23 protein-coding genes are annotated in these 25,462 nt (G+C 41.5%); 12 read left to right on the plus strand and 11 right to left on the minus strand.

The features are described 5' to 3' along the window. Window positions 1-122 precede the first annotated feature (122 nt). From ACLOAU_RS08080 to ACLOAU_RS08090, 3 genes are all read left to right on the plus strand, one after another. Window positions 123-2,906, plus strand: coding sequence for a TonB-dependent receptor (locus tag ACLOAU_RS08080; RefSeq protein WP_427861354.1), 2,784 nt, complete (start codon window positions 123-125; stop codon window positions 2,904-2,906). A 29-nt stretch (window positions 2,907-2,935) separates the two neighbouring features. Continuing rightward, a complete protein-coding gene (locus ACLOAU_RS08085) occupies window positions 2,936-4,420 on the plus strand; it encodes a beta-helix domain-containing protein (RefSeq protein WP_427861355.1) in 1,485 nt (494 codons plus the stop codon). A gap of 339 nt (window positions 4,421-4,759) precedes the next feature. Then, window positions 4,760-5,290, plus strand: a complete 531-nt coding sequence (locus ACLOAU_RS08090) for a hypothetical protein (RefSeq protein ID WP_427861356.1) — start codon at window positions 4,760-4,762, stop codon at window positions 5,288-5,290. A 177-nt stretch (window positions 5,291-5,467) separates the two neighbouring features. Here the strand turns inward: ACLOAU_RS08090 and ACLOAU_RS08095 are convergent, their stop codons facing one another. Further along, window positions 5,468-5,707, minus strand: coding sequence for a helix-turn-helix domain-containing protein (locus tag ACLOAU_RS08095; protein ID WP_427861357.1), 240 nt, complete (start codon window positions 5,705-5,707; stop codon window positions 5,468-5,470). 307 nt (window positions 5,708-6,014) lie between these two features. Between ACLOAU_RS08095 and ACLOAU_RS08100 the strand changes: the two genes are divergently transcribed. The 4 genes from ACLOAU_RS08100 to ACLOAU_RS08115 all read left to right on the plus strand — a co-directional run bounded on the left by ACLOAU_RS08100 (window position 6,015) and on the right by ACLOAU_RS08115 (window position 8,698). After that, window positions 6,015-6,506, plus strand: a complete 492-nt coding sequence (locus ACLOAU_RS08100) for a hypothetical protein (protein ID WP_427861358.1) — start codon at window positions 6,015-6,017, stop codon at window positions 6,504-6,506. An 851-nt stretch (window positions 6,507-7,357) separates the two neighbouring features. After that, a complete protein-coding gene (locus ACLOAU_RS08105) occupies window positions 7,358-7,735 on the plus strand; it encodes a hypothetical protein (RefSeq protein WP_427861359.1) in 378 nt (125 codons plus the stop codon). An 81-nt stretch (window positions 7,736-7,816) separates the two neighbouring features. Continuing rightward, window positions 7,817-8,161 carry a hypothetical protein gene (locus ACLOAU_RS08110; RefSeq protein ID WP_427861360.1) on the plus strand — a complete coding sequence of 115 codons (345 nt, stop codon included), beginning with the start codon at window positions 7,817-7,819 and terminating at the stop codon, window positions 8,159-8,161. A 60-nt stretch (window positions 8,162-8,221) separates the two neighbouring features. Continuing rightward, window positions 8,222-8,698 carry a hypothetical protein gene (locus tag ACLOAU_RS08115; protein ID WP_427861361.1) on the plus strand — a complete coding sequence of 159 codons (477 nt, stop codon included), beginning with the start codon at window positions 8,222-8,224 and terminating at the stop codon, window positions 8,696-8,698. A 229-nt stretch (window positions 8,699-8,927) separates the two neighbouring features. Here ACLOAU_RS08115 and ACLOAU_RS08120 read toward each other — a convergent pair whose 3' ends face one another. After that, on the minus strand, window positions 8,928-10,121 hold the full coding sequence (locus tag ACLOAU_RS08120; protein ID WP_427861362.1) for a hypothetical protein: 1,194 nt from the start codon (window positions 10,119-10,121) through the stop codon (window positions 8,928-8,930). Between the two features lie 374 nt (window positions 10,122-10,495). Here ACLOAU_RS08120 and ACLOAU_RS08125 point away from each other — a divergent pair, with 374 nt between their 5' ends. Then, on the plus strand, window positions 10,496-11,692 hold the full coding sequence (locus tag ACLOAU_RS08125; RefSeq protein WP_427861363.1) for a hypothetical protein: 1,197 nt from the start codon (window positions 10,496-10,498) through the stop codon (window positions 11,690-11,692). Window positions 11,693-11,700: 8 nt separating this feature from the next. Here ACLOAU_RS08125 and ACLOAU_RS08130 read toward each other — a convergent pair whose 3' ends face one another. The 5 genes from ACLOAU_RS08130 to ACLOAU_RS08150 all read right to left on the minus strand — a co-directional run bounded on the left by ACLOAU_RS08130 (window position 11,701) and on the right by ACLOAU_RS08150 (window position 16,785). Continuing rightward, window positions 11,701-12,105 carry a hypothetical protein gene (locus ACLOAU_RS08130; protein WP_427861364.1) on the minus strand — a complete coding sequence of 135 codons (405 nt, stop codon included), beginning with the start codon at window positions 12,103-12,105 and terminating at the stop codon, window positions 11,701-11,703. A gap of 184 nt (window positions 12,106-12,289) precedes the next feature. Beyond that, a complete protein-coding gene (locus tag ACLOAU_RS08135) occupies window positions 12,290-12,787 on the minus strand; it encodes a Spy/CpxP family protein refolding chaperone (RefSeq protein WP_427861365.1) in 498 nt (165 codons plus the stop codon). A gap of 3 nt (window positions 12,788-12,790) precedes the next feature. Further along, window positions 12,791-13,111, minus strand: coding sequence for a hypothetical protein (locus tag ACLOAU_RS08140; protein ID WP_427861366.1), 321 nt, complete (start codon window positions 13,109-13,111; stop codon window positions 12,791-12,793). Between the two features lie 136 nt (window positions 13,112-13,247). Then, a complete protein-coding gene (locus ACLOAU_RS08145; RefSeq protein WP_427861367.1) occupies window positions 13,248-13,805 on the minus strand; it encodes an RNA polymerase sigma factor in 558 nt (185 codons plus the stop codon). A gap of 70 nt (window positions 13,806-13,875) precedes the next feature. Then, window positions 13,876-16,785: an outer membrane beta-barrel protein gene (locus ACLOAU_RS08150; protein WP_427861368.1), complete on the minus strand. Its 2,910-nt coding sequence runs from the start codon at window positions 16,783-16,785 to the stop codon at window positions 13,876-13,878. A gap of 203 nt (window positions 16,786-16,988) precedes the next feature. On the opposite strand from ACLOAU_RS08150, the gene ACLOAU_RS08155 reads away from it, so the two are divergent. Then, window positions 16,989-17,636 carry a DUF5606 family protein gene (locus tag ACLOAU_RS08155; protein WP_427861369.1) on the plus strand — a complete coding sequence of 216 codons (648 nt, stop codon included), beginning with the start codon at window positions 16,989-16,991 and terminating at the stop codon, window positions 17,634-17,636. Between the two features lie 118 nt (window positions 17,637-17,754). Beyond that, window positions 17,755-19,467 carry a M3 family oligoendopeptidase gene (locus ACLOAU_RS08160; RefSeq protein WP_427861370.1) on the plus strand — a complete coding sequence of 571 codons (1,713 nt, stop codon included), beginning with the start codon at window positions 17,755-17,757 and terminating at the stop codon, window positions 19,465-19,467. A gap of 139 nt (window positions 19,468-19,606) precedes the next feature. On the opposite strand, the gene ACLOAU_RS08165 is transcribed toward ACLOAU_RS08160, so the two are convergent. After that, entirely contained in the window at window positions 19,607-20,521 is a 915-nt protein-coding gene (locus ACLOAU_RS08165; RefSeq protein ID WP_427861371.1) for an energy transducer TonB, read from the minus strand. 89 nt (window positions 20,522-20,610) lie between these two features. Then, window positions 20,611-21,738, minus strand: a complete 1,128-nt coding sequence (locus ACLOAU_RS08170) for a redoxin domain-containing protein (protein ID WP_427861372.1) — start codon at window positions 21,736-21,738, stop codon at window positions 20,611-20,613. A gap of 132 nt (window positions 21,739-21,870) precedes the next feature. Between ACLOAU_RS08170 and ACLOAU_RS08175 the strand changes: the two genes are divergently transcribed. Together ACLOAU_RS08175 and ACLOAU_RS08180 are read left to right on the plus strand one after the other, a co-directional pair. Beyond that, window positions 21,871-22,533 carry a YceI family protein gene (locus tag ACLOAU_RS08175; RefSeq protein WP_427861373.1) on the plus strand — a complete coding sequence of 221 codons (663 nt, stop codon included), beginning with the start codon at window positions 21,871-21,873 and terminating at the stop codon, window positions 22,531-22,533. A 95-nt stretch (window positions 22,534-22,628) separates the two neighbouring features. Beyond that, window positions 22,629-23,141: a DUF2911 domain-containing protein gene (locus tag ACLOAU_RS08180; protein ID WP_427861374.1), complete on the plus strand. Its 513-nt coding sequence runs from the start codon at window positions 22,629-22,631 to the stop codon at window positions 23,139-23,141. A gap of 54 nt (window positions 23,142-23,195) precedes the next feature. Here ACLOAU_RS08180 and ACLOAU_RS08185 read toward each other — a convergent pair whose 3' ends face one another. After that, window positions 23,196-24,056 carry an MBL fold metallo-hydrolase gene (locus tag ACLOAU_RS08185; RefSeq protein WP_427861375.1) on the minus strand — a complete coding sequence of 287 codons (861 nt, stop codon included), beginning with the start codon at window positions 24,054-24,056 and terminating at the stop codon, window positions 23,196-23,198. Further along, window positions 24,053-25,363 (minus strand): MFS transporter, encoded by a 1,311-nt coding sequence (locus tag ACLOAU_RS08190; protein ID WP_427861376.1) that lies wholly within the window; start codon window positions 25,361-25,363, stop codon window positions 24,053-24,055. Before ACLOAU_RS08190 ends, ACLOAU_RS08185 begins: the two co-directional genes overlap by 4 nt. Window positions 25,364-25,462 lie beyond the last annotated feature (99 nt).

Consider the following 25,462-nt stretch of genomic DNA (forward strand, 5'->3'; position numbering starts at 1 on the left):
CATAAGGTTCTTCACAAAAATAGGCATAATTAATATTGGCGTAACACTAGGGTTACAATTTCGTAACATGGCCGTAACGGTATGGTAACATAGCCGATTCACCTTTGCAGCAAATTAAATGTATGCAATTAAGGTTGTTTATAGCTACAATACTAACGCTTTTTATTTCGGGTTTATCTTACGCACAATCTTTAACCGGTAAAGTAACCAATAGTCAAAATGAACCTGTGGTGGGCGCTTCTGTAAAAATTACAGGCACTAACCAAGGTGTAAGCACCAATGTTGAAGGCCGGTATACTTTAGGGCTCAACAACAGTAAAAAATATGAAATAGAAGTTTCTGCGGTTGGGTATCAACCAAAGATTATTGGAGATATTGAAGCAGTAAACGGGGTTTTTAATGAGCTGCATATTACATTAGAGGTTAAAGCCGGTAATATGGAGGGCGTTACCGTAACCGCCAGAAGAACTACTGCAAGAATGGAGACTGCTGCTTCAGCCATTCAGTTTCAAAAAAATACGAATACCGTGGCTTCTATTGTTTCAGCTGAAACAATCAGAAGATCTCCGGATAGAAATACGGGTGAAGTGCTAAAACGCACACCAGGAGCCAGCTTACTGGATGGTAAGTTTCTTGTAGTGCGTGGTTTGGCCGACAGGTATAACCAGGCTATGTTAAACGGTATATTGCTAACCAGTACCGAGCCCGATCGTAAAACTTTTTCGTTTGATATTATCCCTTCTTCAATGATTGATAATATCGTTATCAATAAAGCATTTGTTCCGGAAATGCCCGGTGAGTGGGCTGGTGGATTGATACAGGTTAATACCAAAGATATTCCCACAAAAAACTTTTTAAATATACAGGTTGGTACTGGCTTTAACGCACAAGCCATCGGGAAAGATTTTTATAAAGCCAAGGGTGGAAAACTGGATTGGTTAGGCATAGATGATGGTTATCGTAACCTGCCAAAAGGCTATACAACAAAAAACCAGTTTAATATGCTTACCCCGGCTGAAAAAACAGCTATCGGTAAAGAAATGAACAACAACTGGGGAGCAGTGGCAGGCAATGTATCTCCTAACGTAAACTTCCAGGCCAACGGCGGATTTGCTGGTACACTGTTTGGGAAAAAAGTAGGTGGTACGCTTGCCGTAAATTACAACAGAACCAACAGGTGGATACAGATGTTGAACCGTTTTAACTCCCTGTCTGAAGGAGTATTTAGCGCCGACTACAATTATAATGATGATCGGTATAACCAGGAAACAACTTTAGGTGGTTTGGCTAGTTTGTCAATGCAGTTCAATAACAACAATAAGGTTAGTCTTAAATCTATAGTAAACGTAAATACCAATGCTTATACCATCAACCGTCGTGGTGAGAACTTTGTAATGGGTGATCAGGAAGGATATGGCGGTGAAAACACATTTAAGCAGAACACCTTTTTTACAACACAGCTTACCGGTGAGCACAACCTGGCTACACCGCTAAAGTTAAAGTGGTATGGGTCGTTTAACATATTAGATGGCTATAGTCCTGATCAGACAAGATATATGTACTTCCGTTCATCGGGCACTACCAATCCTTATTTACTACAGATAGGTAATACGGTAACACCGGAGAGCGGTAGCCGCCTGTTCCAGTCGCTAAATGATTATATATATACCGCCGGTGGCGACCTTGCCTATAACTTTAATCTTTTTGGCAAAAAGCAAACGGTAAAAGGTGGATATATGTTCCAGGCAAAAGATCGTTTGTTTAATGCCTCTCTTTTTGCAAATTACCTGCCAAGAGATAATGCTACCTTACGCGGTTTACCTATTGACCAGATTTTTGCCCCCGGTAACTTCGGTGATGCATCTAACACCAGTACCCAATTTGCTTTTGGTAGCATTAATAATGAGAACATGAGGTACATGGCCAATACCATCCTTAACGCAGGATTTATACAATTTGATAACCAGTTCTCAGATAAGTTCAGAATGGTATGGGGTGTTCGTGCAGAACATTATGATCAGTTGATTGGTAGTGTAAAAACATGGGACAAACGTCATAACCATACCAAGCAGCTGGACTTCCTGCCTGGATTTAATGCTACTTATAAAATCAATACCAAAACAAATTTGCGTTTGTCGGGCTCTCAAACAGTTATCCGCCCCGAGCTGCGCGAATTGGTTGACCTGACTATTTACGACTTTGAGCTGAACGCGGCAGTATCGGGCGATCCCAAGCTGTTACGCACTAAAGTAACCAACTTAGATTTCCGTTACGAGTTGTACCCACGTTCTGGCGAAGCCATAACTGCTGGTGTATTTTATAAGTACTTTAAAAACCCTATTGAACAGCAGCTGCAACAGGGCGGCGCAATGTTCACTTTTAGAAACCCGGACGAAGCTACTGCTTATGGTGTAGAGCTTGAATTAAGAAAAAAGCTGGATGTGGTAGATGCATTACGCAACTTTACTTTCCAGGCAAACGGAGCGTATATATATAGCAGGGTAAAAGACCAGGCTGGTGAAATCGACAGACCGATGCAGGGCCAGTCTCCGTATCTGATCAACCTGGCTTTAATGTACGACCTTGAAGAAAAAGGCTTCAATACTACGGTGCTATTTAACCAAATCGGGCAAAGGATCTATTACCTTGGAGCATTTGATGCAACGGGTGGTGGTATCCCGGATATATGGGAAGCTCCAAGACCGGTTCTTGACTGGCAGATTAGCCAAAAAATAATAAAGAAGAAAGGAGAAATACGATTGAACGTATCAGACATCCTGAACAAAACATTGTATTTCTACCAAAACGCTGATAGCAAAACCTCTTTTCAAAAAAACACTGACGCCTACCGTTTTACCCGTAAATATGGTACAACGTTCAGTTTATCATTCAACTATTCTCTGTAAAAATTAAAACTATATTAAAACAAAGAAATATGAAAAAGTATATTTTGGGTGTAGCTGCGCTTGCTGTACTGGGTTTCACAGCATGTCGCAAAATAGAAATGGATGGCCAACCCATAATAATTGAAGTTCCGGGGCCAGGCGGTGGTACTGGTGGTACAACCGGAAAAACAGTTACGCTTAAAGGTACTATCACTAAAGACACAACGTTAAGAGCTGCTGATAACAACACAATTTCTGGCTTTGTATATATTGATAATGGCGCCACTATTACTATTGAAAAAGGTACAACTGTAAAAGGTGATTACCTGAGTGGCGAAGCTTCAACATTGATTATTAAAAGGGGTGCCAAAATTATGGCAGCAGGCACCGCGTCTCAGCCTATCATATTTACGTCATCTAATCCTAACCCTGTATCGGGCGATTGGGGAGGTATAGTACTTTTAGGTAAAGCTTCTATCAACTCTAACAATGCCGGTACAGGTACTACTACCAGGTTATACGCTCCGGAAGGTGGATTTAGTAACTCAACTAACGGTGCTGTAGCAGGTTGGGGAGATGCGGTAGCGCCAGCTGCAGTGGACAATGATAACTCAGGTACTTTGCAATATGTTCGCATTGAGTATGCAGGTAATGCTTATTTACCTAACCAGGAAATTAACAGCCTTACAATGGCTGCTGTAGGTAGCGGTACCACTATCGATCACGTTCAGGTATCTTATGCAAAAGATGATGCGTTTGAGTGGTTTGGCGGTACTGTAAACTGTAAATATCTTATTGCTTATAAAACACAGGATGATGACTTTGATACTGATAACGGCTACAGCGGTTCTGTTCAGTTTGGCTTGATCATCCGCGATTCTTCTATTGCCGACGTATCTAAATCAGAAGGTTTTGAAAGTGATAATGATGCACAGGGAACTACATTAACGCCTCAAACAAAGCCCGTATTTAGCAATATCTCCATCTTTGGTCCAAGAGCTAATGCAAACAGTGTAGGTAATAGTAACTATCTGGGTTCTGCTATTCAAATTCGTCGTAACTCATCTTTATCTCTCTATAACTCAGCAATCATTGGCTGGACAAATGGTATCTTAATTGATGCAGGTACAGGCCGTGCTACCGATTTAAATATTGGGTCAGCAGCTGGTAACGACAGTACTTTGCGTTTAAGAGGTAACATTGTTTTTACTTCGAGCTTTGGAACTGCAATGGGGTATACTGTTAATGGTACGCCTACAGGTATGAGCGCTGCTACTTTAAATACCTGGTTCCTGGCTTCTGGCAACAGGGTGGTAACTACAGCACCTGAAGTAAACTTTACCCGTCCGTTTGATTATTCTAATCCAGACTGGACTCCAACGGGTAACTCTCCATTAGTAAGTGCTACAGCACCTTTTGATTTTACAGATGCCCTTATTGCAGCCCGTCCTTTTATTGCTAAAGTGAGCTTTGTAGGTGGTTTAGCAGCCGGTGGTGAATATGCTATCTGGCACAAAGGGTGGACTAAATTCTAATTCCTGATCAACTATATAATTATACTAAAGCGCTTCTTCGGAGGCGCTTTTTGCTTTATGTGGTAAATGATGGTTCCGGAGCCGTCTTGCCTCAATTAATGATTCGTAGCACCATCAATGGTCGATGGCAAAAAAGGATCGTCACCTTGAGCGAAACGCAGTGGAGTCGAAAGGTCTCCCGTTAATGTTATTTAGTGCCACTGAAACACAGATGTTGATATGACCCGACGAAAGCAATTCGATATACAAGTGCCGGAAAGCTGTTATTGTGTATTATAAAAAATAAGTATATTAGCGAAACTGCTTGAAGTGAACTGCTAAAATTTTTTTAGTTCAAATATGGATGCAATAACAACCAGGTCAAAACCGCCGTATTTATTGGGGCTCATCTGCCTTATTCCGCTAGTTGGAGCATTTGCAGGCCTGGGACTTTTATTGTATGGACTTTTAGTATATAAAGATAAATGGCTTTCCATTATTGGGGCAGCCGGTATCTTATGGACAGTGCTTATTTATTCATCTCTTTTTTATGCAGGAACACACGCCTCTGTTTTTAAAAAAGGATTTGAAAATATTTCACAAATGCAGTTAAACAGCTTAGTGAAAGATATCGAATTTTATAAATTATCACATGGGCAATACCCCGACAGGTTGGAGCAACTAAAGGAGGATGATCCGTTGGCGCCCATTAATGACCCATCAAAAGGAATGAATACAAAAGGTATTTCTTACTTTAACTATGAAAAGATGGGTGATAAATATCTATTGTTTTCATCGGGCCAGGATGGAATTCCCAATACCAGGGATGATCTATTTCCCAAAGTGACCATTACTGACAGTACCAAGATTGGTTTAATAAAGCAACATTGATAAGTATACCCCAACCAACAATGGATTATTAAGTTTTGTTTGAGCAATGAACGAATGGTGAAACTTGATGGAAGTAATGCTTGTGTTTTGGAAAATTACAGGTGGGTAACGTAGGTCAGATAGCCAGTGCTCAATTGGATACAGGCTTCGACACAATGATTTGTGAGTGCTCAACTCTTACTCCTCCAGCTCTATTTCAAAATCAAACAATTTTTTAGGCTGAATGCCCAGTCCCTTGGCCAATTCAAGAATAGTTAATACCTGGATATTAACTTGACCCTTTTCAATTTTACTGATCTTACTATGATCAACGCTACATAGTTGAGCCAGCTCTCTGTAACTTAAATTTTTCTTCTTGCGATAAAAGGCCAGCTTGTTCCCTAGTTCTGAAAGAAATTGATCAGCTATATTATCCATCCTGAATTATTTGCCGTAAGGTGTGAATAGTTTAAAAAAATATTGTAGTCTTTATGAGCTACAATTGAATATTTCTTTCTATATTCGTAATAGAAATTATTTTCGCGATTACTTCATAAAAATATTTGAAGCATTCGCTTTGAATCTCGAACTGAAAACTGGTAATTTTTAACGCAACGAGATGATAAGTAGAATAGTTCACGACCTAGGCGTGAGCTCTCTTATCTGTTGCGGGTATACCAGTACCTCAGGGCGGTAAGTTGAGCGCCACGCCTTTTTTGTGCGGGTGCTTTTAAAACCACCTGTTATGAACGCCGTTACTACACCTACAACACAACACCACCCATTTAACGAGGCCCAATGGCTGCGTATTTTATTTCTCATTGCCGATACCGAGAAATGGTTACAGCAATTGCATAAAGATATCTTTTACCAGCTACCACTGAAACAGCATAAAAAGCTGTTGCGTAATAACTGGTGGCTCAGCGCTTCGGTATTAGCGCATATACTCGAGCGACATTATGCGCCTATGGCCCGCCACCCCGGCGCGGGTAAGTTTACCATTGGCGTGGAGCGTATTGTTTCCATTATTAAAGAGGCTTTTGCAGCCACCCCAAAGCCGGTGCAACAAAGCTGCAACTACCAAAGGGTTTGGGATGCGGGGAGCATCGTGGGCTATGATGTTTGTGGGAGTGCTACGCAGGTGGTTACGGTTATCGCTGACGCCGCGGGGCGGATTATTACGGCGTTTCCGGGCATTATTGGGAATGCTATGCATGAGGGGTCGGGCTCGCCTTGATAATGCGGGTGTGCATAAGAGCGGTGGATGGCAAGTGCTTGCAGGCGTCTACCTGTTGCAGTATCCGAAGGTTCGAAGAACACCTTCAGTACTTTGGAAGGAACGAAGGTTTTAAGTGAAGCAGACAGCTGCTATTATTTGCTTTTTCAACCTTTTTCTTGATAAAAAGGTTGAGCCAAAAATCAAGGCTGTGAAAAAATTGGCTAAAAACAATTTTGTAAGCCTAAACCCGCCAAACTCGCCCCGGAGTTACTGATAGTTACTTAGTCTCCACGGGCTCGGACAGTGGCGGCTTTTTAACGGCTTACGCAATTGTTTTCTTAACGCCATTTTTTCAAGGCCGATCCTGCATCCTGCTATAGCTTGAGCTATACTCTTCTATCAGTAACTGCATGAGGTACCTATTTTTGTTCGGTGGTGCGAAGGCGCCAGACGCCGTAAGGCGGAAGAACAAAAATCAGTGCCGGTGCAGTTACTCGCCCCGCCGGGCGTGGAGGCAAAAAACTGCACAACTTGTATTTCGACTAAGATAGAAATACAAGTTGCACGTTAGTGATTTAAGAACTTCAAAGTTGTTTTCGATTTCAGACATGGTTCGTCAGACCCGTCCAACCAATCATCCGGGCGGGCTCACCATGACATTGATATTTAAATCAACCTGACTTTCCTTATCTGCAAAACAATCTCAAATAAAACACCATGAAAAAACACTTTGTCAACCTAAACCGCATTGCGGCAACCCACAAAGGCAATCCACTAAAAGCCTCCCCGTAGGGATACTACAGGAGTTTTTCAACTATGCTCAACCTGCCGAGCATATAACAGCATTTGACGAATTCTGCAGAGCAGCATTGAAAGAAAAGTATTGCTGGCATAGGGGCAGTCCGGCCAACGCGCTATATTATAGCGAACAGCTGGAGCTATTGATAGAAGCGGCCTACCTGCTGTATATAAAGCCGCCTAAGCATCCCGTCCATTTTAAAACGTATGCAACGTCGCTATCAGTAATGAATAAAGAGTATGCAAACCCCTCCCATTTTTTAACCCATTTCTTTAGCCAGGCTTCTCTGAAAAAATGGAAAACATGGCTGCGGGCTTTTACACATGCAGCTATAGCTAAAGGCTCAGCAGCGGATGAAATGAAGGCGGTGGATATTTATGTATTTGTTGAAAGTGTAAAGCAGTTGCTGTGCGCAGCGGCACTGATTGCAGATGCCTGCAACCTGTAATAAAATCCGGTTACAATTATTTAACACGAATGCTGTTGCGAAACAGAACCCCACACCGTTTGAATATAAAAAAGCTGAAATATGAAATTAAAACTTTTACTGGCTGCAATGACTATGTTAACCCTATTAGGTTGTAACAAATCAAACGACCCGAAGAAAACGGGCGACCCTACTGAAGACCTGGTTTGGCTGAAAAAGATAAAAGAAGAGAGGGCTGCAAACTGCGGCTGTATACCTTCTATATGGCAAGCCAAATACGAGGGGAGCACTGTTTATGAAGTGGGTTGTGCCGGGCCGGCATGCTTATGTGCACACTCCTACTATAACGAAGATGGTAAAAACACTCCGGGTTCAGAGGGCGCTAACCGAACGGTCTTCTTGTCAAAAATCAGCGACAGGAAGTTATTGTGGTCCTGCAGTAAATAGGCGGCTTATTAAGTTTATATATATCGTTTAATCAAATAATACACTTTAAAAAATCAACTTATGAAATTACTAGTACTTGTTTCGGCTATTGCATTATGTACCACCATTTCCTGTAAAAAAGAAGTGAAAACAGATGATAAAATAAATACTGTCGAGGTTAAAAAGAACAACCAGCCCTGGCCTGCCAGCAAATTCAGTTCAAACCTTACTTCTGAGAATCGGTTAACCATTTTTTTATACGGTAAGGGTGAAGAGTATATTGCTATTCAATTGAACCAACCCGAGCGCACCGGTACTATAACTGAATTTAATGCTGTCTATCTGAATTTGCTGGGAGGAGATGTGATAATAGACAATCATCTGATTGATATGGATAAACCACATCATTTGGAAATTACTGCGTTTGATGCGAAATCAAAACAGATTGCCGGGAAATTTTCTTTCACCTTAAAAAGAGAGGAAAGGTTTGCGAAAAGTTCTGGTGAGCAAAGCAATGATTTTTCGGGCCACTTTAATATGGAGTATAGTAAACATTAAAGTTTAAGCCTCTCCAATGTCTCGTCCCTACGGGACTCTAACAAACTAGTTCACCAGTGTTGTTACCCATGTAAAGTCCCGAAGGGACAAGATATTGGTAGTAGTAGAGAAAATACATTTACGAACATGAAGCCTCGTAGAGGCGACATATTATCATTCAATCTACAAGTTTAAACAAGTTCATTGAGTATAGTAAACATTGAAGTTGACCTAAGCAATCATAGCTACTTTACTTATCCGGCATATATGCATAAGCCACCTCGAAGTGTTCTTTCTTCAGCTCTGGCAGTAGCTGTCCTATCTCCAGCTCCATTCGCTGCGGTGTAGGTTCGCAAACAGAATACTTGGCCCCGTTATACTCGATGGTATTGCCAATAGGTTTGTCAAATTTTACGGCGATGGTAACATGCTTGGGGTAAGCGAGAACGATCATGGGCAGGTTGTATATTTCTTTCACCAGGAAAAAGAATAATCCTACCCGGTCCTCGCAATCGCTGTAAGGCGATAATAGGGTTTGCTCCGGTGATAATCTTTTTTCGTCTCCATATACTTTGGTGTCTGCATCAAACGCAAATGCATACCGGGTAAAGTGCATCAGGTAATCAACCCCGCTTTTTACATTCAATCCTTTCAATTGTTTTTTTAGCAATGTAATCAGCGACTGATAAGTAGCATTACTAAGTGGTATATTAATAAAGTCCTTATACTCTACGGCCGGGTAGTTATTAAACAGGTTTTTGATTTGTGGGTTGATCTTGATCTTAAAATTATAGTCGGAAGAATTATAGGTAAACTGGAGCTCTTTGTCAATATAATCCGTGTCATTAAAAGTAGGCAACCTGTCTATTTTATACGAGAAGGTTTTATTAAAGGCCGGCAGTATAATTTCTACGGGCTTAAATGGCTCCTTGTCAAAGTTAATATTGCTGCCATAGTCGTGATAGTTAAGGCATACATACTGTTTGCCATCTTTTATACGGTACGGGATATTATAGATATTCTCGTCACACTGAATATAAAATAATAGCCTTCCGTTGTTTTGGCTCAGCATAGTGCCATAGCCAGAATGTACCATAAAATACCACTTGTATAAAGTGTACCTGAGATAATTCTCTGCTTTTGGGCTTATTTGCTCTGCTGTTTTTCTAACGAGTTGGTAAAAAAGCCAGTCATCAGCTTTTTGTGTTTGCCTGTAGTTGGCCAGCATGGTAAATATACTGCTGTAATCTTCCTTTGATGCTTCATTATAAAATTGCTGTATAGACGCGTCGGTAAAGCTCTTTTCATTGAACTCTACAAATTGCTGGTCGTTGAACGTAAACGAAATCTTGTCTCCATAAAAATTAAAAGAAACATTTCTGTCATTAGCCCATGTGTAAAAAGACAGCAAAGCAAGCGATAATATGAGTAGCAACTGTTTCATGAGCAACTATTCTAAAGTTACAAAACATAACAATTATTTAATATTAAATTTTGCTATCTGTTAAAAATTTAACATGGGTGGGCGTCCGGTAATTTGAATCGTAATATCCCTCATGTCTGAATGTTTCTAAAGAATGCCTGTTGCAGGAGAGTAGTTTTGATGAAAACGTTGCAGAGTGAGATCAGTAAGTCTTAATGATCTTCACCCACCTTATTATGGGTTAAAGCATCAGGTGGGCAGGAAATAAGGAAGCAGGTCAGAATTGTACTAGCCGGCCAAGCATTTGTTAAATTAGTAACAAACATCAAACTGTTACCCCTTTCTGCTGTCATAAATGGGATAATAAATTCATTAAAAATTCGTTTTACTACAAATTGACAGATATCAGAATGATGAAGCATGTGTGTGTATTGACTTTTTCTTTGCTGCTGCTTGCCGGAAACTTTTTGTATGGACAGCCTCCCAAAGTGGATAAAACAGCCGAATGGTTTCAGCAGGGATATTATATTTTGAACCCGGCTTTTGGCAGAACCACCACCGAAATAGCATTTGCCCGAAGGTTAAGTGGCAGGGATAGTAGTATCAACCCGCAAAAAACATTTTTAGCAGGGGCTACAGCAAATTATCTCCCGCAAAATAGCCCCGCTGCCCGGCAATTTGACCCGGTAATAAGTATCTTCGACTACAAGACCCGCCAGTTTACCCTGGTTGATTATGGATGGGGACCAGCGTTTTCTACCAACGATAACCGCCTGGCTTACGCATTTCAGCTAACCCCCTTACAAAGGCCGGATAAGCTGTATGCTGAAACATACAAGGGTAATACTATAAAGATCTTTAATAAGTCTACCCGTAAAATTGAGGAAGTAGCCAGGCCGTCTAATAATTACCTGCTGGATCCTTTTTTTGTTGATTCCTTAAAGCTGGTGTATAAAACAGGCGACCGGGTAAACGGGCCATATGGCGGCGCTGTATCTTTTAGCGAAGTAGATTTGGCGAGCAAAAAAACAAGACTGGTGCGCCAGCCAGGCATCAAATACCGTTTATTTGAGTTAATGGGGGAGCCTTACCTCATTCGCAATCAACTGACATATACCGTTTACAGCCCCGCTGATTCAGGTAGTGGTATGGCCAGCGAATACCGGCATTTACTATTGTCAGAGAAAGACACTTTGCAAGATTTTGGCATTCGTAAGTTCACCAACCTGAACTATAAATTTGCTGTGAACGCCAACCAGGAACTCTTATTTTTAGATGATGAGCATTTCATGGCCGAGGATACCAATTATATAGTAAGTTATAAAAAAGAGCGCCTTGTAGAAAGAAGGCCGCTGCCCCCTGATTATTTCCGGGGATATTTAAGCCCGGATGGCCAGTACCTGTTTTATCTTACGCAAAACATGGAGGGATACCTGGTAAATACAAAAGACCTTAGCCGGGTGAAAATGGATATTTCTGCAAAAGACCTGCATGCAGTTGTATGGAGTGCTAATGGAAACAAACTGGCACTTGTTCAGGACCATGAAAGCCTTGCAGGAACTGATAAGTTGACTGTTTTTACAATTCGATAGGTATACAGCTATTTACTTTTTCGTTTGTGAAGGGAAGGCTCAATATCTCCTTTCCATTTTTTGTATTGATCTTCGGTTAACTCCTTCTTAAGCCGGTTGTCACGTTCACTGATCAATGCTTCATTTCTCTTTCTTACACTCTGGAAGTCCTGGCTGGATAGCCCCTGCGCCAGGCCCGAGGCGGGTCTCTGTATATTATTCTTCAGTTTTTGCTGATCCTGGTAAAACTCGCTGAAGATTTCTTCAATATTTTGTTTTTTAGATTTCTCCAGTTTAAAAGCTTCATCCAACGCCTCCACAGCAACGTTTACTTTTGCTTTGATATCTTCGTTTGATGCATTATTTTGAGCACTAAGTGGTGCATAGCCCAAGAGAATAGAAAGCAGTACAACGAATGCTGTTTTGGTTTTCATCCGTAAACTTTTTAAAGGTTTAAATTCTTCCTTATTACGCCCATTTATATACTCATGCAGGGCTGAATATGCAGCTTGATTGCTGCCGGTAGTGTGCTTAAAGTCGGTCATGCCTGGTTTCATATTGAAAGATTCTATACCTATAAGAGGCTAAAATCCCGCAAAAGTTGCAAAGAGGTATTGTCTAGCGGTCTCCGGGAGGCGGGCCATCACCAGGTTTACGACTCCTTCCTTTGTTGATGATCTTCTTCATCAAAGAGTCATAAGCCACCTGCTGCTCGGGGGTACAAATTTTCCTGGTTTGTACCACATGCCTGAAAGAGTTGATTTCCACCTGTTTTTGTAAGCTTGCGATCGAATCGGCCCACTTAATCACAGTAGTATCTACTGTATCCTGCGTTTTAGTCAGATCAAAAAGAATGTTCTTCATATGTATGATCTGGTCCATTTTTGCTTTTGCATCTGACCAGTGGCTTTTTTTCAATTCGTTAAATTTTGCCACCTGCTCATCATTAAAACCTACTTCTTTTCGTAATACAGCTGCAAATCCGTCTTTATTGTCTGGTTTTTTTGCAGGCTTTTTACATAAAAAAAGAAAATAGGCCAATACAGCTATATTGGTCAATAGAAGAAGAAAAATAATAAATACGAGAACTTTGTTATTGGATCGGCTTTGCGTCATTTATTAGGGATTAACATCGTTAACGGCCAGTATATAGTTTTCATTCTGTAAACCATCTGCTACTACTGTGGCAGTTATGTTGGACACCTCGGGCTCCGTATAATTTGAATTCATTACCGTGTATGTATTGGCCATTAATACTACCAAAACACATCCAATCGCCACGGCAGGCCGTGCTATAAAACCAACTGCTTTTGTCCAGAAATTATTTTCTTCCCGGATTCTGGCCATAACCCGGGTGTGCATGTAAGGTCGTGCTTCAGCGCGTCCCACACCATCCAGGCTGTTTAAAATTTCATTTATTTCCAGGTTGGATCTCTTCATCCGTAATTTTTTTTGCCTGCATACCGCAGACGGGTTTTTATAGTCGCCGGGAAATCACCTGCCTGTTGCCAGGCTTTCCCATGTCTTTATATCTTTTTGACGCTATTTTTTCATTTTCCTTGTAAAATAACGCTTTTTATGTCTCTAATATTTTCCTTAAATTATTTTTCGCCCGGTGCAACAACGACTCAATGGCGGAAACTGTTGTTTGCATAATCTCGCTTATTTCTTGGTAGCTCAGTCCCTCCATTTTATTTAAAATAAATGCAATTTTCTGATTTTCAGGTAGTTTGTCTACGGCTTTCATTAAAATGGCTGCATTTTCCTTTTTGTCCAGCACCACTCCGGGATGGTTAAAATCAGGCGGATTTACTTCAACCTGTGCGTCATCACCAAAAATGCTTTTCACAAAACCAAAACGCTTTTTTCTTTTCTTTTTCCGCTCATGATCCAGCGACTTGGTAGTGGCAATGCGATACAACCAGGTGGAGAGTTTAGATTCTCCTTTAAAAGAGCCTATTGACTGGTAAACCTGCACAAATACTTCCTGGGCCAGGTCTTCTGCATCTTCTTCACTTTTCACGATACTGAGGCAGGTATTGTAGACCATGTTCTGATAACTGTCTACAACCTGTTTAAAGGCGGCTTCTTCTCCTCTCTTTAATTGTTCTACCAGTATTTCCTCGCTAACCAAAAGTTTTAGTTTGATACAAAATTCTGGCAGCGATATTACTACATTTTTCCTATACGATTTGTGAAAGCATTTAAAACATTGGTCCTCCGCCCGGTCGGCCACCACCGCCAGGCATTCCGCCGCCGGGAGCACCTCCCCGCCAGTCTCTGCGTTCTTCATTTGCAGCGGGAGAAGCTGCTTTGCCCTTGCCAAAATTTCTTAAGCTATAAGTAAACGTCAGCATGAAATATTGTTGAAGTACCATGCTCCTGGAGTCTTCAATATAGTTGGCGTCGATGGTTCTTGAAATGCTTTGATTTTGTTTCAGCAGGTCAAAAACTGATAACTTAAGTTCGCCGGCCTTATTCTTCAGGAATTTTTTACCTACAGCTGCGTTCCATAACCAATACGATTGGTTAAGGCCCTGGGAAAGACCGCTATAGCTCTGGTTACTTACATCATTTTGAAGGAACCAGCCATTTTTGCTAAGCAGGTTTACAAATACACCAGCCTGCTGATTGATATATTTATTATTTACGTTATTAGCGGTGCTAACGGAGTTATTGAAATTTGCGCTGTAAGAAAGATTGAAATCGACATATTCACTGATATTGCTACCCCAAACGATACCCCCGGTTAATGTTGTAGAAGTAGTCTTGGTTTCCAGGTAGTTGATTAGCCCTGGGCGCTCAGTAAAATTAAATCCGGCGTTAAGGTTCAGGTTCGACTTTACAGCTTTAAGCGGAAAGCTATACACGAAATAAGAATTCAATTGTTTATACCCGTTAAGGTTGATGGGCTTCGAGAACTGTGAACCTCGTTTTACAACAATGCCATCTTGTATAGTAGAGTCTGCCCCGGGAATGTAAGTAGCTGTTGTGATATAGTTATTCGTAAACTGTCCGAAAATATTAGCAAAGAAACTGTTGCCGCTTTTTCGGTTCACGAAGGAATACCTGGCAGATCCGAAATTGGTATAAGACTGTTTCAGGGCAGGATTACCACTGCTTACATTTAAAGTATTGGTAGAAATAGATACCACATCCTGCAACTGGGATATGGAAGGGAAATCGGTTCTTGCGCGGTAAAAAATTCTTACATTACTATTCAATCCTATTTTTTTGGTCCATCTTAAATTGGGAAGGATGGCATTGAAATTTTGTCGTACCTGGGTATTGGTGGGAAATATTCTTTCACTTTCCAGTTTTGAATTCTGTAGATTAACGCCCACGGATAATTGATTATCCCTGTTACGTCCCAGGCGGTAATCCAATTCGGCTGTGTTGGTAGTAATTGTATTGTCAAACTCATTGGAAAATTCCGGTTGAAAAATTGAATATGCATTTCCGTCATGGTCAAATGTGCGCTGATCAGCTTTATTTTTTTGTACTTCATGCTGGTACTCAATTTCAAACTGCCCCTGCTTGCCCACCGGCTCCGAATAGGTAACTCTGCCAGCATACCTTGAGCCGTTGGTATTGTTGTAACGGTATTGGTTCAATAAAGAATCTGATTCTACCGGCTGGTAGTATCTTAATTGATTAAAATTATAGGAATAGCCGTCGTTTTTATTCCATGATGTTTGAAGGCCTAAAGAAAGTGTGCGGCCTCTCTTTGCAAAAGAGTGGCGATACATAATATTGTTGCTGATATTGTATCCATCCCGGTGAGAGCTGGAATTACCTGCTGCATTGTTTACAGAGTCAGACTGGCTGTAGTAAGAATAACTGGAATTGTTGGAGTAGGTATTGTTATTTTGAAAGTTAACGGAAGGGATGATGAAGATGCTGTTATTAGAATCCAGCTTGTACTCCAGCCTTAAGTTAAATCGATGATTGTTATTGTTAGAGTTACTCAGGTACTTATTGCCCGAGTATAAAATAGAGTCCATACGTAGCGTAGTTTCTCTAAAGGTTTCAGACTCATTGGTGTTGTTGGAGTTATTAAAGAAATAGCTGGCAGCTATATCCAGGTTTTTCTTTTTACCCCATTTATCACTAAAATTAATACCCAGGGCATTGGTTTTGCTAATGCCCGGCTGCATACCAACCGTGAAGTTGTTGCCACCACCACCAAAGCCTCCGCCTCCGAAGCCGCCACCACCACCGCCCCGGCCACCGCCACCACCGCCGCTGCTGGTTACACCCAGTAAATCCTGCGAAGCAAAGTTTTGCTGGTTTACATTATTAAAATTACCTACGAACGAAAGCCTTCTGTCACCATTGAAAAAACTAACATTACCTCCGCCCTGGTAACGGCTATCCGTTCCGTAACCTGCATAAATACGTCCAAACTGGCCATTGGTAACCTGGCTCTTGGTAACAATATTGATAGCTTTTACCGCATTACCATCATCAAACCCGGTTAATTGCGCCTGGTCGCTCAAGCGGTCAAATACCTGTATCTTATCAACCACTTCTGAAGGCAGGTTTTTTAAAGCCATAGTAGCGTCCTCTCCAAAAAAATCTTTACCATCTACGGTCACTTTTCTAACCTGCTCACCCTGGGCAGTTACGTTACCGCTTCTGTCAACCGTAATGCCCGGCATTTTCTTAATAAGGTCTTCTACGGTAGCATCAGGATTTACTTTGTATTGACCTGCGCTAAACTGGGTCGTATCCCCTTTCTGGCTTACTGCCGGTGCGCTGGCCACAATTACTACACCTTCCAATGTAGTGGTTTTTTTAGGAATATATACATCATCCAGGTCGAGGGACGGGGTAGAGTCGTTTAAAGCAATGGATCTCAGGAAGGTTTCAAACCCGATAGAGGTAGCTTTTAATACATAGTGGCCTTTGTCTATATTGGTAAAAAGAAAAGTTCCCGAAGAGTCGGATATGGCAGACCGGATACTGCTGCTGTCAGTTGGGTTGAGTAATTGCACGGTGGCGCCTTTTACTACAATGCCTTCTACAGGGTCCATTAAGGTACCTTTAATGGTTTGGGACTGCCCCACAATGCTCAACACCAAGAAAAATGACAAAAAACCGGCTAACTTCATAAAAAATTTTATTAGCCCTTTTGACGCTCAAAACCGGGCAATCCTTCGCTGTTGGTAAGAATTTAGACTTTAGACAGTAGATTACAGACGACAGACCAATCATCCCGCATCTGGCATCCGTTGTCCCGTTTCATTATAAAAAAGCAAAAATTACCAATTAAATGGCTTAGAATATTTATCTTGCGCCACTCAATATTTTTGTTATGGAATATTATAAATTAGTTGCGGTTACAGGTTTACCTGGCCTGTATGAATTGGTAAGCAGCAAAAAGGATGGTGCGATCGTGCGGTCTTTACAGGATAAAACAACCAAATTTGCGTCAACACGTATTCACCAGTTTTCGCATTTGGAAAGTATTGAAATTTATACTACCGGAGAAAATGTAAACCTTGTAGAGGTATTTCAGGCAATGGAAAAAGGCACAGCGGCCTTACCGGATGCCAAAGACGATAAAGCTGTAAAAGCTTATTTCCAGGAAGTGTTCCCTGTTATGGACTTCGACCGTGTTTACAATAGTGATATGAAGAAAATTGTAAAATGGTTCGACATATTGAAGAAGAATGAAGTAGAGCTTAAATTATCAGAAGCAGAACCTGAGGCATCGGCAGAAGATATAGCAGCAGCCGAACAAATGGCAGCTGAGGCTTTAAAAGGAGAAGCAGTAGCTGATGAAGCTGGTGATGAAGAAGCTCCAAAAGCAGCTCCTAAAAAGCCTGCCCGTCCGGCAGGCGGGGCGGCAGCAAAAAAGAAAGCGACTGAAGAAGGCGCTGATGGCGAAGCTCCAAAAGCGGCTCCTAAAAAGGCGGCTGCAAAAAAGAAAGCACCTGCTAAGAAAAAAGCAGAGGAATAATATTTAACACAGCATCTAAATTCAGGGAAGTCCGGAAGTCGGCAGGTTAATGCATTTAAGCAATTGATCTTCCGGTCTCGCGGACTTTCCGACTTACAGACTTAACCATCGAAAACTTATGACCGCAGATATTCAACCTACCCCAAGGCAATTATTACCTGCTGATTTCCAGGTAACGGACTGGCTAACGCTGGAACCCTATTTTAAGGAGTTGTTAGAGCGTAATATCAGCTCATTGCAAGAGTTAGAGCAATGGCTAAAAGATCTTAGTGAGCTGGAAGCTGTTATTAGTGAAGATGCCTGCTGGCGGCAAATAAAGATGACCTGCGATACCGAGAATCCGCAACTGGCCGAATCATTCAATTATTTTATGATGGAAATTCAGCCAAAGATTCAACCTTACTCCGATTTGTTGAACAGGAAGCTGGTGGAAAATCCTTTCACACAGGAATTAAAAGAGCCTGCTTATTTTACGTATTTAAGAAATGTAAAGAAGAGTATAGATCTCTTCAGGGAAGAAAATATTCCCCTGCAATCGGAGCTGGCAGTAGAAGCGCAGCAATTTGGTGTTATTAGTGGCAAAATGAGCATTGAGGTTGGAGGAAAAGAATATACACTGCAACAGGCAGCTAAATTTCTGGAGGATCCGGATCGAAATGTAAGGGAAGAAGTGTACCGCAAAATTGCCGAAAGGCGGTTGCAGGATAAAGATACTTTGAATGCATTGTATGATGGCCTTTTAAAAAAGAGAAACCAGGTGGCGCTAAACGCCGGCTATGAAAATTACCGGGACTATCGTTTTGCAGAACTGGGCCGGTTTGATTACACCAAAGAAGATTCCTTCCAATTCCAGGATGCGGTAAAGCAATATGTGTTGCCTATTGTTGACGAGATCTATAAAAAGAAACAAGCGAAGCTGGGCCTGGATAGCTTACGCCCCTGGGATACAGATGCTGAGCCTGTAGGCATAGAGCCGCTGAAGCCTTTTAAAACCGGCGGTGACCTGCTACAAAAAACAGTAACCTGCTTTGAGGCGCTGAACCCGTTTTTTGCCGCCTGCCTGGAAAAGATGAGCCAGCTAAAACGCTTCGACCTGGAAAGCCGGAAAGGAAAAGCCCCGGGAGGCTATAACTGCCCGCTGGCTGAAACCGGTGCTCCTTTTATTTTTATGAACGCCGCAGGTACATTGAATGATGTAATTACCATGGTACACGAAGGTGGGCATGCTATTCACTCGTTTTTGTCGCACCCTTTATCTTTAACCGGGTTTAAAGAATATCCCACTGAATTTGCTGAAGTAGCCAGCATGAGTATGGAGTTGTTCAGCATGAACGAATGGGGCGTATTCTTTGAGAAAGAAGAGGAGCTGAGAAGAGCGAAAGAGCTGCAGTTAGAAAGGGTATTAACCATTTTCCCCTGGATCGCTACTATCGATAAGTTTCAGCATTGGGTATATGAAAATCCCAGCCACACACATGAAGAGCGTTTGCAGAACTGGCAAAGAATACTAACAGAGTTCACGCCTGCATCGCTTGACGTTACCGGCTTGGAGGCATATCGTAATTATAGCTGGCAACGCCAGTTGCATTTATTTGAAGTGCCTTTTTATTATATTGAATATGGTATTGCCCAATTAGGTGCTATCGGCCTGTGGCAACAATTTCAAAAAGATAAGGAGCAGGCTTTAAATAATTATACTAATGCATTAAGCCTGGGCGGTACCCGTACTTTACCTCAATTGTTTGAAGCAGCCGGTTTGAAATTTGATCTGTCGCCTGCGCATATTAAAGGCCTGATGGAATTTGTAAAAGAAGAGATGGATAAAGTGTAATGAGCCCTGATATAAATTACTATAAACCTCATGGATTTGCCGTGAGGTTTTTTTTATTCTCAATAGCGTAACGTTTTTGAACTGTTGCCATGATAGAGCGCGTGCGATTATACACCGCTTGCGTTACGGTAGCCCCATGTTAACCACGTATATTAAAAGTAATAGGTTGTTTGCGGTAGGCTTTCACAGGTTTTCCATACCTGCTGGCCGGAATCCATTTAGGTGATTTTTTTAGAATACGCAAAACTTCCTCCTCGGCTCCGTAACCAATTTTGGTTAACGGTTTCATGCCGGAGAGTGTGCCGTCTTTTTCAACAACAAACTGAATAATTACCGTACCCTGACCTCCCGTTGCTCCGTTTCTAATAGGTACCATCCCGTCCAGGTTTCTTTCAAGATAAGTGCGCCAGCCACCGTTCTGGGGCGGAAATTTTGCATCTCTGTCTTCCCTGGTAAAAACGCTGTCAACCGACTCAACCGAGCCGTCTTTTTTATATTCTGTCCAGGTGCCGTTACTGCCCACAAAAGCAATCTCTCTTAATTTGTTGCCAAGTGAATCATAATCTGTATCTCTCATGGTATTATTGATGCTATCTGTTTCCACCGAATTATATAGCCACCGGTTGCGGACGTACCGCTTTTCTACTCCGAAAAGTAAATGATCTTCTTTATAGTACCCGGAGTCGGTCATATTGCCCGTGCTATCCCATTTTATCATAAGACCATTCAGCCTGTTGTTTTCAAAATGAGTTTTCTCTTCAACCTTTCTATTAGGGTGATATAATACGCGGTCGCCATGCAAAATTTCTAATGTAGAATCTTTGAATTGTTCCAGCCACAGCAGGTGATTATCGATTAGCCTGTAGTATTGAACCAGGTAAGCAGTGTCCAGTGTTCGTCCTTTTCCCACTATCACTGCTTTTTCTTTAGGAACGCTTTCCATCTTAGCGTTCAGGTAGTAGGTATACACCCTGTTTTGAGCTACACCTTTTGTGCCCGCAGTTATTAATAAAAAGGTGAGGATTACTAATGGGTATAAAAATTTTTTTCTCATCGATTAACAGTTATGGGCTTAAAATTAGCAAATATCTTAGTGATCAGTTGGTGAAGCGGGTCCATAGTTTTCCGGTAACCCAACTACGTCTAGATCTGCGGCTTTTGATTTTGTTTTTCCAGCAGCTCGTTAATGGTTTTTCGCATCCAGTAAAATAGCTGGCGGGGCGAGCTTACCGTATGAAAATACACTTTACCTTCTCCATCGATAATAGCATGCGTGGGGTAAGCGCTTATGCCATACCTATGGGCTGCAGTCTGCCCATCGGCTACCAGCTGGTAGTTGAAGGGCGACAATTTTATAAATTCCCTGATGGCAGAGCGGTCATCGAGTGATATGCCTATAAACTTCACATTGGCCGAATCTTTATATTCTTTTACGAGCTCGTTCAGCTCCGGCATTTCCATGCGGCAGGGTTTGCAGTTAATAAACCAATAGTTGAGCACCAGCACTTTTCCTTTCAGATCTTTCGACCTGAGCTTGTTGCCGTTAATATCAACCTCGTTTATGTTAAACTCCTGGCCGGTTTTAAAAAAGCCGCTTTCTTTAGGCTTGGGATCTTTAGATACGATACTGCCATAATAGGCTTCACTAAATCTAAAAACAAGGAATTTGTTGGAGCTTACTTTGTCCTGCCTGAAAGCATACCGGCCATTGTAAACCAGAGCCTGCCATATATTAGGGTCTATTACGGCTCCGTTATCCATTATTACGATATCGTTTTCCGTCAATCTTCTTTTTGCAGAAGTATTGTCAAACTCATGCAGTTTTTCACTACCGCCATTGGTGTTAAACCGGTATTTAACCAGGTAGGTGGGCATCCCCTCGTAGTACATGGCCGAATCGGTAGTTCGGCTCAAACTATCCCATTTCAGGGAGAGACCATGCAATGCATTGTTTTTATAATACGCGCTTTCCGATTTTTTGCGATTAGGGTAATAGGCAACATGATAGCCATCCAGGATATTTAAGGTAGAGTCTTTAAATGTTTCCAATAAAATCAACCGGTTATCAGTAAGTGTATAAAACTGTACTACAAAACTGGTGTCTCTTTTGGAGCCCTTCCCGATAATTGACGCCTGTTCCCTGGGAACAAATTCCATTTTGTCATTCAGGTAATAGGTATATATTTTATTTTGGGAAAAGCTGTTAAAACAAAAAAGAAACAGTATTGCTGTTACAACGGCAGGTTTGAAAATGGCAGTTTTTCTTCGCATTGGTTAAAATAATATGAATAAAAATACTAAAATAGGATCTAATAATTCCCGGCGTAAAATTTGCTGTTTTTTTTAAACCTTTTAAAATACTCTTTGTTGTAAACTAAATCTTAAACTACTTAAAATCAAATTATGAAGAAAATACTATCGTTATCATTTGTAGTGGCTGCCATTACTTTTGTATCCTGCAATTCTGCCCCTAAAGCTGATGAAGCAAAAACTGAAGATCAGCAGGAAGTAGCAGCAGCTGAAGGTGCATCTTATAAAGTTGACACCACGCAAACCATACAATTTATTGGTACCAAACCTGTTGGCCAGCACCAGGGTACTTTTAACATCAAAGAAGGTGAATTTTTTGTAAAAAATGATGCTTTGGTAACGGGTGGTAAACTGGTATTTGATATTAATAGTCTACAGGTAACCGACCAGGATACTTCAGGGGCTTATAAGTTAAAAGGACATTTGTTATCTCCTGATTTCTTTGATGCAGCCAATAACGGAACTGCTACTTTTGAAATTACCAGTGTTGAACCTTATACACCGGATAGTACTAATAAGATCGTTTTAGACGGAGCTACTAACACTGTAAAGGGTAACCTTACTTTGAAAGGCGTTACTAAAAATGTAACTTTCCCTGCAGCTATCACAGTAACACCGGCTACAGTTACAGCGAGGGCTAATTTCAATGTAAACCGTACAGACTGGGGCCTGGTTTACGGAAATGATCAGTCTTTGGGCGATAAATTCATCAGGCCCGAAGTGAATATTAGCTTTTCTATTACTGCTAATAAATAATTGCTTTACAGGGTTATACTAAATTGCAGCTTTTTACGTTTGTAATTGGCAGGTTATTTGCAAAATTGTAAAGCGTTATTAATAAAATTTATACAATGAAGAAGTTTTTACTGTTAACATTAGGTTTAATAGCTGTTGTGCTGGTTAATGCGCAGGATAAAGCTGCCCCCAAAAGTCCGCCTGCTACGGTTAAGACTGAATTAAGCAATGGCACAGTGGTTACTGTTAATTATAGTCAACCGTCTGTAAAAGGACGAACCATTGGTAAAGACCTGGAACCTTTACCCGGACAGGTTTGGCGCACAGGCGCTAATAAAGCTACCGTATTTGAAGTAAGCAAAGATGTAACCGTAGAAGGCAAGCCTTTACCCGCCGGAAAATATGCGCTTTTTACTTTGGTTGATGGAGACTACTGGACCGTTATATTTAATAAAAAATGGGATCAGTTTGGTGCCTTTAAGTATAAAGAAGCTGACGATGCTTTGAGAATTACTGTTAAATCGGAGAAAGCTCCTGCTTTTTCTGAACAATTAAACATTACTGCAGGCAAAGATGGTGTGGTTACGCTCTTATGGGGCGATAATAAAGTAAACTTTACCGTTAAGTAAGAAACTCAATAAACAATAATAAAGAGCCCAGGGTACGAGTCCTGGGCTTTTTGTTTATATATCTGATAATTTAAAAATTTCGTTTACTCTTATTCCTCTATCTGTTTGTTTTAGGGTACAGCATTCGTTTACAGGATCATGCTCAAAAAACAGGATATATTCATTATCAAGCGCCTCTTGAAGAAAGCTTTCTTTTTCCGTCATGGTGATGAGCGGCCGCGTATCGTAAGCCATTACATACGGCAGGGGCAGGTGTCCCAGGGAAGGCAGCAGATCGGCCATATAAACGATGGTTCTTCCTTTATAGCTGAGCTGTGGCAACATCATAGCATCGGTATGTCCATCTGCAAAACGTACCTGCATATGTGCAGAAAAAGCCGCAGTATCCAGCGAAGCTTTATTACTGATGCGGTTGCCAATCATCTGTAATTGACCGCTTTGCTGTATGGGTAAAATATTTTCTTTTAAAAAAGATGCTTTTTCTCTGGGATTAGGCTCGGTTGCCCACTTCCAGTGATCGCTATTGCTCCAGTATACTGCGTTCTTAAAAGCAGGCACTAACTGCCCACCCGATTGTTTAATGGCGCCGCCACAATGATCAAAATGGAGGTGTGTTAAAAATACGTCGGTAATATCATCCCGGTGAAAGCCCAATGCAGCCAGGCTTTTATCCAGGTTGTCATCGCCGTGCAAATAATAATACCCGAAAAATTTCTCACTTTGCTTATCACCCATACCGGTATCTACCAATATCAGGCGGTTATCATCTTCAATCAATAAAGAACGTAAAGCCCAGCTGCACATATTGTTTTCATCAGCAGGGTTAAGCTCGTTCCAGATGCTTTTGGGCACTACGCCAAACATCGCGCCGCCATCTAATTTAAAATGACCGTGGTTAACAGAATAAAGGTTCATGACGCTAAATGATTTTGTTTTTCTTTGTGCAAAGCAGCGTATAACCAAAAGAAGCCAATAGCGAAAAATACGATCAGCGATAATACTGAATTCTTCATACTTCCTGTAACTTCTTCAATACGCCCGAATGTGAAAATGCCGATTACGATAGCGAGTTTTTCGGTAAAGTCGTAATAGCTGAAAAATGATGCCGTATCCTTTGTGGGCGGCATGAGCTTGGCATAGGTAGACCGGCTAAGCGCTTGTATACCACCCATTACCAAACCAACCAATACTGCCAGCCCGTAAAACAGGTACTCTGCATTGAAACCACCTTCGGCCAGCACAGCTGTGTAATAAGCAAGTACGCATATTGCAATCCAGAAGATGATCACAGCTAATAACACTTTCAGGTTGCCAAACATGGCCGATAGCCTCGACATGCCCCAGGCTCCTAATATAGCTACCACCTGAATGATCACCACTGTTATGATCAGGTTGGTATCGGGCAGCTTGAGCAATTTACTACCAAATATAGTAGCAGCCAGCATAACGGTTTGTACCCCCATACTGTAAAAAAAGAAACCGCGTAAAAACCGTTTTAAAACAGGCATTTTTTTTATTTCAGCATACACTTTTCGTATTTCACCAAATCCTTCTTTTATCACATTGCCTTTTTTCTCGGGCTTTGAATCAGATTCAGGTAAGCGCGAAAAACTAATCTGTGCAAACAAAAACCACCAGATACCTACCAGCAAAAAGGTAAGTCTTGTAGCCAGGCCCTGGTCAGACATGATCAATATTAGTGCAAAGCCAACGATCTGCATAATTACACTCCCTATATAGCCAAAAGAGTAGCCGCGGGCGCTCACCCTGTCCCGGTCCTGTGGCGCGGCAATCTCTGGTAAATAAGCATTGTAAAATACCAGGCTGCCTACATAACCCATAGCGGCCAGCATAAAAGCAAACACGCCCAGGCCAAGAGTGTCGGCTTTAAAAAAGAACAAAGCACTGCAACCCAATGCACCCATATAGCAAAAGAAGCGCATGAAATTTTTCTTGTTGCCCCTGGTGTCGGCAATAGAGGTAAGTATGGGATATAGTAAAGCTATAAGCAGATAGGCCACCGCCAGTACATAGTCGTATAGTGAAGAGTTGACAAATTCCCGGCCCAGGAAGTTCACTTTGTGGTCGGCCCTGTTGCTGGTTACCGCCAGGAAGTAGATGGGGAAGAAGGTGGTTGTAATTACCAGGTTGTACACGCTATTGGCCCAGTCGTACATGGCCCAACCATTAATTACTTTTTTTGAAGCAGTTTGTTGCGTCATATAAAATTTAATTGTTTCAAAGATAGAATCTCCGTTTTATATTAATTTTAAAAATGACTGGAACGCCTATTTGTTTTTACCGCCAGGGAGTGGTGTTGC

The sequence above is a fragment of the Paraniabella aurantiaca genome (assembly GCF_050309965.1).
Taxonomy (GTDB): Bacteria; Bacteroidota; Bacteroidia; order Chitinophagales; family Chitinophagaceae; genus Niabella.